This window comes from Candidatus Cardinium sp. cBcalN2 (genome assembly GCF_022810445.1).
Classification (GTDB): domain Bacteria; phylum Bacteroidota; class Bacteroidia; order Cytophagales; family Amoebophilaceae; genus Cardinium.
In genome coordinates, this window is the sequence record NZ_JAACGD010000020.1 from 1 (window position 1) to 12,338 (window position 12,338).

Genomic DNA, 12,338 nt, shown 5'->3' on the forward strand with positions numbered 1-12,338 from the left:
CCCTAACTACTGCTACATGGCCTAGGTATGATGCAATACAGAGCGGGGAGGCACCATATTTAGTTTTTTTATTGACATCAACTCTTACATCTTTACTTAAAAGTTTAACTGCTTCTACTTTACCATTTTTTGTTGCTAATTGAAGAGGAGTATAGCCATCATGATCCTTTGCATTAAGCAAACAAAATATAGCATGATAATTATCTGAAATTGAATTTTCAAGTAAAATTTTAAGGATATCTATATGATTTGATAAAACTGCATGATGAATTATATTACGTCCTTGATTATCTGTTGCAAATAACATATTGTCCTTAGCAAGAATAGGCAAATAATTGATAATTAAGTTGACCAGGTCTTTTAGGGTTTTTGTTTCAGCTTTGTTCTCTTTTTTTAAATTTGTCGAATCTTCATTCAAACCATATCTAACAGGTAGTTTACAACAATTAATAGCAACTACTAAAAATAGTACCAAACTTAATCCAGTCATTAATTTGGACAATAAAGTGTACTGTATATGTTTTTTATGCATAATGAAGATGTTGTTATAGATGGATAGTATAAATTTGCTATTAGCTCTCATGTTATTTTTTACATTTTTCATGTTACGGAGCTAGAAATCTTATTATTTTTATTGGTTTCACAGGTTATTATTACTTTATTATGAATAAAAAATTTCCCTACAAAACCCTTCATATCATATTTAGGAGACTGTATAAGTTGCATGCTATTGCTTAGATAGGATATCGCGTAAGTTTATCAATTGCTATATAGTAGGATCGTGAGGTTCGGAAACAGCGTTTAATAGGTTACTGATCCAGCGCTGTGGTAAAGCGAAAAAAAAGAAAAAACGCACCTTGTAAAAATTTTCGATTACAACATGTAACCTTCGAGCAAAGCTGAAATAAAAAATCTTGTTTGGAAACCGGCTAGCAGAGAAGTTCTGTTTTTCTAGCTGTAAATGGTATTGATCAAGTATTTGATTTATCTCTCAATTTTTAAATTATTAAAAATAGATACAATTCCAAATAAATATCTTTAAAAAATATTAGCATATAAAAATAGACCTCTTACAAAAGCTATTCGTATAGCTTTTGCAAGAGGTCCCATGAATCCACTTAATTCAAAAATGTAAGAAAACCATGGAGTATGGCTTTAACAATCATATAGGATTAAATAGAGAACTGTTCTATAATAGCTTTTTAAAAGAGGTTTTTTTGCGCATTCGCCCATAGGGCTGAATGGTTAACGTGCCAGATTTTTAAACCTAGCGTAACACGCTAAGAATTTTTTATTTTCAAAAGCAGGGGTACCAGAAAGGGTAATATGGCCTTTGGGAAAAGAGCGGGTAATACCGGCACGACCAACTGCTCTCATATGATCACCCAAATGGAGGTGACCCGCAACACCTGTTTGGCCACCCAGCCTACCATAATCTCCTATCTTGGTCGATCCAGCAATGCCTACCTGTGCTGCAATACCCGTATGCCTACCTATTTGCACATTATGGGCTATTTGCACTAAATTATCTATTTTGGTTCCTTTACCTATGATAGTGGTACCCACAGTAGCCGCATCTATGGTCGTATTGGCTCCAATTTCTACCTCATCAGCTAATTGCACGTTACCAATAGAGGGGATACGCTTGTAACTACCATCTGCATGCGTTAAAAAGCCAAAACCAGTACCACCAATGACAGCACCCGCATGAACAACACATCGGCTACCTATAATGGTATAAGCAGCTATTTTAGCGCCACTATAAAGGGTCGTATCCTCACCAATGGTGACATGATCTCCTACATAAACATGTGGATAAATTTTTACGCCTTTACCTATAACTACATGATGACCAATATAGGAAAAAGCACCTCGATAAATATTTGCACCTACCGTAACCCCCTGACCTATATAAGAGGGAAATTCTATACCTGATTTAGGAACTATTTTTTGCTGGTAAATCTCTTCTATGAGCAGAGAAAAAGCACGATAAGGATCTTCAACAGCAATCAAAACAGCAGATAGAGGTGCAACAGGTTGAAAATCTTTAGGAACCAAAACAGCAGAGGCTTTGGTTTGGTAAAAGGCAGTAGTGTATTGGGGGCTTGAAAAAAAACTAAGCCCGCCAATAGCTCCATCATCCAGGGTACAAAGATGGGTTAAGTTTGTACCCATACAGCCAGCTAATAATTTGCCATCAAAGCGTTCTATTAATTCTGATAGGGTCCATTGCATGGTAGTTATTTTAGAGTAGGGAATCTTTATTTTACTGTTTTACTTTTTTCATCATACTACTACAATAGCCATTTTTTCTTTTTCTTTTTTTGCGTTTACTAATAGTAGATCGCACTGCTTCTTTATCTGACTGATCCAAAACTGATGGGCGGTTTTTACGCTTTTCCGCAAGGCGACAAATCTTAAGAAAAGCATCGATACTATTGGCGCATATTTCCGTTTTACCATCTTCATGGCATTTGTAGATTCGCGAACTATATTTATTTTCAATGCTTTCCTCTACAAGATCAATATAATATCCACAACTTCCATCTATTAGAGCTGCTATACAAAAAGGTTGCTTTATGAAATATAATCTTGTTGTTACAGGCTTACCTTTTCTTCTCTTTTTTACTTTAACCGGTACTGAAATGTCAAGTAAATAACATGATTGATCTGAATTTTGCTTACGGATTAAACTACGCGCGACTTTTTGTTCATCCCCTGAATTGGGTGTAAGAAATCCAAAGAATAGATACTCCCCTATTTTTAAAGTAGGTAGTTGCCAATTTTTCAGGAGTTTTACGTATCCCTTAGGTAGGGTAACGCCATATTTTGTACTGTTCTGTAATTGTTGATTGAAGTAATTGATGACAAGCTCTCTTGTTTTTGTTTTGGCTATTTTTGTTTTTGCTTTTGTTTTCGTGTTTTGTTGTATTATGCTTTTTGGGTTTATGGATAGGCTTGTGCTCTCATCTATATAGCTTTTATACACTGAACAACCATCTAACACCATACAAACAACTACGCAAACAATTTTATAGACATTTAGAGACATAGTATCAACGGAATAATTAAATTTTAACAATAGCTTTCTTGTGCAAAACTACTTTCGCTGTATCGATTCCGAACTGTGGTAAGGCCACTTACAAAAATTAAAAAACGCGCCTTGTAAAATAGTTGCGATCAGAAAGCAATAGCCACCACTTCCTCACAAATTTGCTGGATAAAGTCATCTACAAGAATAGTAACCTGGCCATTTTGTTTACGGACCGTAACAGTTTTATTAATCATTTCTTTTTCGCCAACCACCAGGATATAGGGAATTTTACGTAAAGTAGTCTCCCGAATTTTTTTGCCAATGGTTTCGTTTCGGCTATCTAAGGTAGTACGGATGCCTGCTGCCAATAGCTTTTGCTCTACAAGAACAGCATATTGATTATATTTATCAGAAAGGGATAAAAGAGCTACTTGTTCTGGAGCTAGCCAGAGTGGAAACTTCCCACCAGTATGCTCAATAAGAATCGCTATAAAGCGCTCTAGTGAACCAAATGGCGCACGATGAATCATAACGGGCCGGTGTTTCCCACCATCGGCTCCCATATAGGTCAAATCAAAGCGAATAGGTAGTTGGTAATCTAGCTGCACTGTACCTAGTTGCCAACTACGGCCTAAGACATCTTTAACCATAAAATCGACCTTCGGACCATAAAAAGCAGCTTCACCCTGTACAACAGTGGCTTGTAAGCCTTTTTCTTTGGCTATGGCTTGAATAGCTTCTTCCGCTAAATCCCAATCTTGTGCGTTTCCGATATATTTATCGCTACTAGGGTCTCTAAAAGAGAGTTGGGCCGTATAATCTTTAAACCCAAATAGGCCAAATACATAAAGAACCAAATCAATGACCTTAGCAAATTCTGCTGCTACTTGATCGGAACGACAAAAGATATGGGCATCATCCTGTGTAAAACAACGGGTGCGGGTCAATCCATGCAAGGCACCATGCAATTCGTAACGATAGACGGTTCCAAACTCTGCCAAACGAATAGGAAGCTCTTTATAGGAACGGGGGGCACTGTTGTAAATTTCACAATGATGAGGGCAATTCATTGGCTTTAAAAGATATTCCTCTTCGGGTTGAGCGGTACGAATAGGCTGAAAACAATCTGCTTGGTATTTTTCATAATGACCAGAAGTGATATAGAGCGCTTTATGGCCAATATGGGGGGTAATAACGGGCTGATATCCGCGCTTGATCTGCTCCTTTTTAAGAAATTGGACCAAAGTATCACACAATAGGGCACCCTTAGGTAACCAAAGCGGCAGACCAAGACCAACTTTTTCAGAAAAAGTAAATAGGCCAAGCGCCTTGCCTATCTTTGCATGGCTTCTTTTTTGGGCTTCTTCTCTAATATATAGAAAATCTGTTAATTCTTTTTTAGTTGGAAAAGTGATACCATAAATACGGGTAAGCTGCTTATTGTTTTCATTGCTTCGCCAGTAGGCTCCTGAAATGTTTAAAATTTTAACCGCTTTGATCCATCCAGTATGGGGTAAATGGGAACCTTTACACAAATCGATAAAATCACCTTGTTGATATAAGGTGATGGTACCATCGGCCAATCCTTCTAATAGCTCCAATTTATAAGGATCTTCTTTTTTAGTAAAAAAGTCAATAGCTTCTTGCTTGGAGACCACTCGACGAATAAATGGATCTTTTTGCTGGGCAAGTGTAATGATTTCTTTTTCTATAGCTGCCAGATCTAGGCTATCCGTTGAATAGGGACCTAAATCTACATCATAATAAAAGCCTTGTGCAATAGGGGGACCTATACCAAACTTAACACCAGGGTAAAGGCGCTCCAAGGCAGCAGCTAGAAGATGGGCAGAAGAGTGCCAAAAGAGTTGTTTACCTGCATGATCTTCCCATCTAAGGAAATGGAGGGTAGCATCTATTTCAATAGGCCGCGTAAGATCATAGACTGCGTCATCGACCTGAACCGCTAAAATATCAGCTGGTGCCCCGAGTTGTTGGGCGATAACTAAACCAGTAGTTCCTTTAGGGAATGGCCTTTTTTGGCCATCTATGAGTAGATTAATCATTGTATGCTGTACAGTACCTTACCACTTAATGGATTTGTTAGTTGATAAACATACAATTTTTTTATTAATGGTTCTATATTTCATCTTTATTTTAGCATGAAAAGGCATGCTTTGAAAGAAGATTAATGATATCAGCGGTATTATAGCTAAATTAGCTGGCCAGTTAGATAAATTACAAATCATTGGCTTTCACCTATATGGAAAAACAAATGGGCAACATATAGCAAGAATTTTTAAAGCTACTTTTTGCTTGATCAAAAAGTAGCCAAAAAATCAAGCCCTCAGTAAAAAGTTGCTGAAATCGCCCCTTACAGCTGGAAAAACAGAACTTGCCCGCTATGCGGGCTTCGAACAGGCTGTTTTTCTATTTCAGCTGTAAGGGGCGATTTCTAGTCGCAACTATTTTACAAGGGGCGTTTTTTCTTTTTTGGCGTAGCTTTACCACTACGCTGAACAGCTAATGGCGTCAACTTAAGGGTTACATTTTATTGATTTCCAAATGTGATAATATAACTTTTAGATTTGCTTTTTTGTTTATTATTTGTGGTGTAAACTTAATTTTTTAGGCTATTATGGCCTTCTATAAAGGAATTTGGTAGCCAAAGACTATGCTAAAAGTTTATAAATAAATACAGCCGCAGTAAAATAGATTTTCCTTAAGTTGATGCGATTGGCTAAACAGCTACTATTTTTTTATCGAAGGAGATAAGCGGAGGGCTATACTATAGCTGTTTTTTAAAATATGTACGATGCAACACCAACAACAGACCATTCAACGGATCATCCATTTCGAAGGCATTGGGCTCCATACTGGGAAAAAGGTTAAGGGTAGCTTAACCCCTATGCCGATTGATACGGGCATACAATTTCAACGAATTGACCTAACCGATCAGCCTTTTATAGAAGCTTCGGTAGCCCATGTGGCCGAAACTGAACGAGGTACCCTTCTTGAAAAAAATAAAGCACGAGTAGCTACGGTAGAGCACTTGCTAGCAGCAATTATAGGCATCCAAGTAGATAATATTTGTATTCAACTAGATGGACCAGAGGTGCCAGATCTAGATGGTAGTGCTTTGGCTTTTGTAGACCTGCTGTTAGAGGCAGGTGTGGTGCCACAAGAAGCACCAAAAAAGTTTTTTACCCTCAAAGAACCCTTTCTTTACGACGACCCAGATACAGGTAGCCATTATGCTCTCTATCCGGACAGCGACTATAGCATGCATGTTACCCTTGCTTACAATAGATGGCCCATAGGCCATCAATATGCAACGCTCTCTACATTAGCGCACTTTAAAGATGCCATAGCGCCTGCGCGCACCTTTACCTATTTAGATGAAATTCCTGCCTTATATGGCAAAGGTTTACTACAGGGAGGCGACCCTGCAAAAGCCGTTATTTTCTCTGACCATAAGGACCATACAGAATGGTTAGAACAGATTACCCAATTAACAGGGCACCAGGTTAACCATTTGGTCACACCTGACGACTTATCCTCGTTACGCTATATGAACGAACCCGCACGTCATAAATTATTAGATCTGATCGGGGATCTAGCCTTACTAGGGAGACCTTTACAAGGAAAACTTCTTGCACACAAGCCCGGACATGGCCCCAATATAGCTTTTGCTACTGCCTTAAAGAAACATTTAATAAGGCAAGAAGCCAAATTTCCCCCCATCTGCGACTTACAAGCTAAGCCACGCTTGGATGTAAAAGAGATCAGTAGGCTATTGCCTCATCGTTACCCTTTTCAATTGGTAGATAAAATTATGGAATTAGGTAGTTCCTATATCATTGGGGTGAAAAATATGACGATAAATGAGCCTTTTTTTCAAGGGCACTTTCCTTCCACTCCTGTTATGCCTGGTGTTCTACAAGTAGAAGCATTGGCACAAACCAGTGGTATATTGGTATTGGACAAGGTACCAGACCCAGCCCAATATCTTACCTATTTTCTTTCGATTGATGGGTGTAAATTCCGCCGTATGGTTGTACCTGGAGATACCCTAGTACTGCATTGTGCCTTGCTTTCAGCTATCAAGTTTAGTACTACCGAAAAGCAGTCTGTAGGAATCGCCAAGGTAAAAGGACGTATTTTTGTGGGTGAACATTTGGCTTGTGAAGCCATTTTATTGGCTCAAATTGTCAAACAACATGAAGCAATCTGACATCCATCCTGGTGCTACGCTAGGGAAAGGGGTAACCATAGGCAGTTTTGTAACCATTGAAGAAGATGTGATCATAGGTGAGGGTACTTCTATAGGGCCTCATGTAACCATTATGTCGGGCAGCCGAATTGGTAAAAACTGCCAGATTTTTCCAGGTGCGGTTATTGGCGCTAGTCCACAAGGTCGTAAACCTACTACCTTGCATACCTATGTGGAAATTGGGGACCATACTGTTATACGTGAGTTTGTTACCCTGAATAGGGGTACTTTGGGTAATACGATTGTAGGATCCCATGTATTGCTAATGGCTTATGTACATGTAGCGCATGATTGTATGATTCAAGATCATGTAATCGTTACCAACGCTGCCCAATTGGCAGGTCATGTGCAACTGCACCACCATGCTGTAATAGGTGGCATGGCAGCTATTCACCAGTTTATGCGCATAGGAGCCTATAGTATGGTTGCTTCTAAAAGCATTGTACGTAAGGATGTACCCCCTTATATTAAAGTAGCAAGAGAACCATTACGTTATTATGGTCTTAACTTGATTGGATTACAACGAAATGGTTTTACCCAAGAACAATACCATGCCATAGACCATATCTATCGTTTGATCTATCATAGTACCTTATTGTTACCGCTAGCACTAGAAGCGATAGATAAGCAAGTGGTGGATGGTCAAGAAAAAGAGATGATTCTTTCTTTTATACGCAATAGCCCTAGGGGCATTGTGAAAAAAGCGAATCCTTATGGAGGAACTTTTTAATGGTATTTGTTCAGGACAACTGGTAAAAAAGCTTTTTATCACACTTTTTTCTTGATAAAGAAGTAGGTTTAAAAAACCTTATCAGCGACTGTGCTGAACGGACTCTAAAAAATAATTTTCTAGCTGGAAAAATTATTCGTAAATTTGGTTGGTTCTTCTTATCTAGAAAAAGATAAGTTAAGTACCTAAGTAACAAAAGCAATATATTTCTTGACAGTAGTTTCAAAATATATTTCTTGACAGTAGTTTCAAATAAGTAATTATAGAAAGATGGCACATCCAAAGAAAAGATCTTCTGCTTCCAGAAGAGATAAAAGAAGAACACATGTTAAACTTACCATGCCTGCCCTTGTTGTTTGCCCTATTACAGGTGTGGTACATACCCCCCATCGGGCATTTTGGCATGAAGATAAAATGTATTACAAAGGCAGGGTGGTGATGCATAGAAACAAATGAAAATAATCAAGAGTGCCTCCATTGCAGGTGTGGCTGGATATGTGCCCGACTATGTCTTGACCAATCGTGCGTTAGAGCAAATGATAGATACCAATGATCAGTGGATAACCACTAGAACGGGTATTCAAGAGAGAAGGATTCTAAAGGGAGAAGAGATGGGGACCTCAGTCATGGCTATAGAAGCCGTAAAAGATTTACTGCAAAAAACAGCTACTGATCCTGCTACCGTAGATCTGCTGATATGTGCTACCATTACGCCAGATAGAATCACCCCTGCTACTGCTAATATCATTGCCCATGCTGTGGGCGCCACTCGTGCTTTTAGTTATGATTTACAAGCTGCTTGTTCAGGTTTTCTCTATGGACTAGATACAGCAGCACAGTTTATTGCTTCTGGTAGAGCCCAAAAAGTGATTGTAGTAGGAGCGGATAAAATGTCTTCCATTACCAATTATACAGATAGGGCTACTTGTATTCTTTTTGGGGATGGTGCGGGCGCCGTACTAGTAACGGCCCATGATGCAGCTAGTGGTTACGGCATTGTAGATACCATCTGTAAGGCAGATGGTGCAGGGCAGGACCTGCTTTATCAAAAAGCAGGAGGTAGTAGGCTGCCTGCTTCACATGCAACAGTTGACGCGCAAGCACACTACATTCAACAGGATGGCCAGAACGTATTTAAAGCAGCGGTTAAGGCTATGTCAGAAGTAGTGCTAGATATTATGGCTAATAATCACCTTACTCCAGCAGATATTGCCTATCTTGTTCCCCATCAAGCCAACCAACGTATCTTACAGCTAGTAGCTGAGCGTGTAGCCATCCCTATGGAAAAGGTTATGCTCAACATTGCTACATATGGCAATACAACCGCTGCAACCATTCCCCTTTGTTTGTGGGATTACGAAGATAAACTGAAAAAAGGTGATAAGGTGATTGTAACTGTTTTTGGAGGGGGATTTACCTGGGGAGCTATGTATATGGTCTGGGGCTATGATGGTGTTACAGCTGTTTGAAACAGCTTGTAGATAATAAATTTTTTTGGTTATTTTTTGGTTAACCAAAAAATCAAGCGCTGATTAAAAAAGTTACTGAAAGCCTAGTTTACACCTGGAAAAAATAGATATCTAACAATCTATCTTGTAGAAACAAATAGCCACCATAAACTTATAAACAAAATAGTATGGCAAATACAAGTGATATTAAAAATGGCCTTTGTATTGTGCTGAACAATGATATTTATAGCGTTGTCGAATTTCAGCACGTCAAACCAGGCAAAGGCGCAGCTTTTGTTAGAACTAAGCTAAAGAGTTTAACAAAAGAAAAACAAATTGACCATACGTTTAATGCAGGTGTAAAAATCCATATAGCACGCATCGAACGTAGACCCTACCAGTTTCTTTATAAGGATAGCTTAGGTTATACTTTTATGCATACAGATACCTTTGAACAACTAACTATTGAGCCATCACTCATCCATACCCCCCAATTCTTAAAAGAAGGACAACATGTAGAAGTGATTTATCATGATGATGAAAATGTGGTATTAAAATGTGAATTACCCCCATCTGTTCTATTGCGGATCACCTATACAGAGCCGGGACTTAAAGGCGACACTGCTACTAAAACCTTAAAGCCAGCTACTCTAGAGACAGGCGTAGAAATTAGAGTGCCTTTATTTATTAATAATGAAGATCTTGTAAAGATAGATACCCGCACAGGTCTCTATATGGAGCGTATAAACGAGCAGAAAAAGTAAATATGACAACTAAAGAGATTCAAGAACTGATTGACTTTATTACCAAATCAGGATTAGAAGAAGTTAATATTGAAACAGAAACGATTAAAATCCATATCAAAAGGAGTATACCTATTCCTGGACATATAGCATCCCTTACTTCCAATAGTTTGCCCATTTCGGCTCCTGCTCAAGTAACGGCTATGCCATCGATACAAGACAATAGTCTTGAAACGAATTATATAACCGTTAAATCTCCCATGATTGGTACCTTTTACCGGGCATCTAGCCCTACAGACCCTCCTTTTGTGAAAGAAGGCGATCTTATTGTAAAAGGGACCAAGCTTTGCATAATAGAAGCTATGAAAATTTTCAATGAAATTGAGGCAGAAGTTACCGGTAAGATCGTTCAAATTTTGGTCGATGATGTCTCTCCTGTGGAATATGATCAACCTCTTTTTTTAGTAGATCCAGTTACCAAATAACAATTCAATCCCCTTTTTACTTAACCCATTTGATCTGCTATGTTTCAAAAAATATTGATTGCCAATCGTGGAGAAATTGCCTTAAGCATCATTCGGATTTGTAAAGAAATGGGTATTAAAACGGTTGCCGTACATTCTACGGCAGATAAAGATAGCCTCCATGTCCGTTTTGCAGATGAGTCGGTTTGTATTGGCCCCCCTTCAAGCCATTTATCTTACCTCTCTATTCCTTCTATTATTGCTGCTGCTGAAGTAACCAATGCCCATGCGATTCATCCGGGTTATGGTTTTTTATCTGAAAATGCCAGCTTTGCAAATATTTGCACAGAATATGGTATTAAATTTATAGGTCCTTCTGCTACTACCATTAACAAAATGGGGGATAAAGCCACCGCAAAAGCAACGATGCAATCTGCTGGTGTACCCACCGTTCCTGGTTCCGATGGTCTACTAACTTCCGTTGAAGAAGGGATCCGTTTAGCCAATGAAATCGGGTTTCCTGTATTGCTAAAAGCAACGGCAGGTGGTGGCGGAAAAGGTATCAAATTGGTGGATAGTCCAGAACTATTTCAACAAAAATGGACAGAGGCCAGACAAGAAGCCGTCGCCTCTTTTGGTAAAGAGGGGCTCTATTTGGAAAAATATATAGAAGCACCACGTCATATTGAAATACAAATCGTAGCTGATCAATATGGTAAAGTCATTCATCTATCTGAACGAGATTGTTCCATTCAGCGTAGACATCAAAAACTAGTAGAAGAATCTCCTTCTCCGTTTATGACAGCGTCATTACGAAAAAAAATAACAGAAGCGGCTATAAAAGGCGTAGCTGCTATAGGATATGAAGGAGTTGGTACCATGGAGTTTTTGGTAGATAAATACCAAAACTTTTATTTCATGGAAATGAATACCCGGATTCAGGTAGAATATCTGGTTACAGAAGCGGTTACCGGCTTTAATCTACTCAAAACGCAAATTGAAATGGCAGCTGGCAAGCCACTAGATATACCCAACCTATATCCAAAAGGTCATGCCATAGAAGTTCGTATTAATGCAGAAGACCCTTTTAATGGCTTTCGACCATCTCCTGGAAAAATTAACCACATGCATTTACCTGGAGGGATGGGTATAACGGTGGCCAGTCATATTTATGCTGGTTATGTAGTGCCTGCTCACTATGATTCTATGATTGCCAAGCTTGTTGTGCATGGAAATACTAGAATGGATGCCATGGCTAAAATGAGACGTGTATTGGAAGAGTTGGTAATAGAAGGCATTCAAACAAATATTCCATTTCATCGTGCTTTACTAGAGGATCAGACCTTTCAGCAAGGAAACTTTACTACGCAATACTTAGATACTTTTGACTTTTCACGGCTTAGTTCATTAGAATAAAAAATGCGCTCATTACAAATTAGCGCATTTTTTGGTGCATTTTTACCTCAGTAGTGAATAGATACGTAAAATAGTTATGCTCAGCAAGTGACGGTTACAACTGAAATAGAGATACCTTGGGTAAAGCGTATCTGTTCATGACATTGGTAAAAAATGATTTTTTTTGGTTACTTTTTTCTTGATAAAAAAGTAACCAAAAAATCAAGCGCTGATGAAAAAAGTGGCTGAAAGCT

The 12,338-nt window shown here is 38.6% G+C and carries 11 protein-coding genes; 7 read left to right on the plus strand and 4 right to left on the minus strand.

Annotation, left to right across the window (positions count from 1 at the left end; genetic code table 11):
• From MUW74_RS00720 to thrS, 4 genes are all read right to left on the minus strand, one after another.
• A partial coding sequence (locus tag MUW74_RS00720) for an ankyrin repeat domain-containing protein (RefSeq protein WP_243517510.1) occupies positions 1–532 on the minus strand: 532 nt, incomplete at its 3' end.
• 713 nt (positions 533–1,245) lie between these two features.
• On the minus strand, positions 1,246–2,235 hold the full coding sequence (gene lpxD, locus MUW74_RS00725) for a UDP-3-O-(3-hydroxymyristoyl)glucosamine N-acyltransferase (protein WP_243517513.1): 990 nt from the start codon (positions 2,233–2,235) through the stop codon (positions 1,246–1,248).
• 31 nt (positions 2,236–2,266) lie between these two features.
• Positions 2,267–3,052, minus strand: coding sequence for a hypothetical protein (locus MUW74_RS00730; RefSeq protein WP_243517515.1), 786 nt, complete (start codon positions 3,050–3,052; stop codon positions 2,267–2,269).
• 128 nt (positions 3,053–3,180) lie between these two features.
• On the minus strand, positions 3,181–5,097 hold the full coding sequence (gene thrS / locus MUW74_RS00735) for a threonine--tRNA ligase (protein WP_243517518.1): 1,917 nt from the start codon (positions 5,095–5,097) through the stop codon (positions 3,181–3,183).
• Between the two features lie 749 nt (positions 5,098–5,846).
• Here thrS and MUW74_RS00740 point away from each other — a divergent pair.
• The 7 genes from MUW74_RS00740 (at position 5,847) to accC (ending at position 12,105) form a co-directional block, all read left to right on the plus strand.
• A complete protein-coding gene (locus MUW74_RS00740; protein ID WP_243517521.1) occupies positions 5,847–7,265 on the plus strand; it encodes a bifunctional UDP-3-O-[3-hydroxymyristoyl] N-acetylglucosamine deacetylase/3-hydroxyacyl-ACP dehydratase in 1,419 nt (472 codons plus the stop codon).
• Positions 7,252–8,034: an acyl-ACP--UDP-N-acetylglucosamine O-acyltransferase gene (gene lpxA, locus MUW74_RS00745; RefSeq protein ID WP_243517524.1), complete on the plus strand. Its 783-nt coding sequence runs from the start codon at positions 7,252–7,254 to the stop codon at positions 8,032–8,034. Before MUW74_RS00740 ends, lpxA begins: the two co-directional genes overlap by 14 nt.
• A 270-nt stretch (positions 8,035–8,304) precedes the next feature.
• The gene (gene rpmF, locus MUW74_RS00750) at positions 8,305–8,490 is read left to right on the plus strand and encodes a 50S ribosomal protein L32 (RefSeq protein WP_243517527.1); all 186 of its coding nucleotides are present in this window, start codon (positions 8,305–8,307) and stop codon (positions 8,488–8,490) included.
• Positions 8,487–9,503 (plus strand): beta-ketoacyl-ACP synthase III, encoded by a 1,017-nt coding sequence (locus tag MUW74_RS00755; protein ID WP_243517529.1) that lies wholly within the window; start codon positions 8,487–8,489, stop codon positions 9,501–9,503. The genes rpmF and MUW74_RS00755 overlap by 4 nt, the downstream gene beginning before the upstream one ends.
• Before the next feature lie 167 nt (positions 9,504–9,670).
• Positions 9,671–10,246 carry an elongation factor P gene (gene efp, locus MUW74_RS00760; RefSeq protein ID WP_243517532.1) on the plus strand — a complete coding sequence of 192 codons (576 nt, stop codon included), beginning with the start codon at positions 9,671–9,673 and terminating at the stop codon, positions 10,244–10,246.
• Positions 10,247–10,248: 2 nt separating this feature from the next.
• The gene (gene accB / locus MUW74_RS00765) at positions 10,249–10,710 is read left to right on the plus strand and encodes an acetyl-CoA carboxylase biotin carboxyl carrier protein (protein WP_243517534.1); all 462 of its coding nucleotides are present in this window, start codon (positions 10,249–10,251) and stop codon (positions 10,708–10,710) included.
• 39 nt (positions 10,711–10,749) lie between these two features.
• Positions 10,750–12,105, plus strand: a complete 1,356-nt coding sequence (accC, locus tag MUW74_RS00770) for an acetyl-CoA carboxylase biotin carboxylase subunit (protein WP_243517538.1) — start codon at positions 10,750–10,752, stop codon at positions 12,103–12,105.
• Positions 12,106–12,338 lie beyond the last annotated feature (233 nt).

Bases quoted from the DNA above. Each gene is read 5' to 3' on its own strand.
- lpxD (WP_243517513.1), bottom strand. From the start codon at position 2,235: ATGCAATGGACCCTATCAGAATTAATAGAACGCTTTGATGGCAAATTA.
- MUW74_RS00730 (WP_243517515.1), bottom strand. From the start codon at position 3,052: ATGTCTCTAAATGTCTATAAAATTGTTTGCGTAGTTGTTTGTATGGTG.
- thrS (WP_243517518.1), bottom strand. From the start codon at position 5,097: ATGATTAATCTACTCATAGATGGCCAAAAAAGGCCATTCCCTAAAGGA.
- MUW74_RS00740 (WP_243517521.1), top strand. From the start codon at position 5,847: ATGCAACACCAACAACAGACCATTCAACGGATCATCCATTTCGAAGGC.
- lpxA (WP_243517524.1), top strand. From the start codon at position 7,252: ATGAAGCAATCTGACATCCATCCTGGTGCTACGCTAGGGAAAGGGGTA.
- rpmF (WP_243517527.1), top strand. From the start codon at position 8,305: ATGGCACATCCAAAGAAAAGATCTTCTGCTTCCAGAAGAGATAAAAGA.
- MUW74_RS00755 (WP_243517529.1), top strand. From the start codon at position 8,487: ATGAAAATAATCAAGAGTGCCTCCATTGCAGGTGTGGCTGGATATGTG.
- efp (WP_243517532.1), top strand. From the start codon at position 9,671: ATGGCAAATACAAGTGATATTAAAAATGGCCTTTGTATTGTGCTGAAC.
- accB (WP_243517534.1), top strand. From the start codon at position 10,249: ATGACAACTAAAGAGATTCAAGAACTGATTGACTTTATTACCAAATCA.
- accC (WP_243517538.1), top strand. From the start codon at position 10,750: ATGTTTCAAAAAATATTGATTGCCAATCGTGGAGAAATTGCCTTAAGC.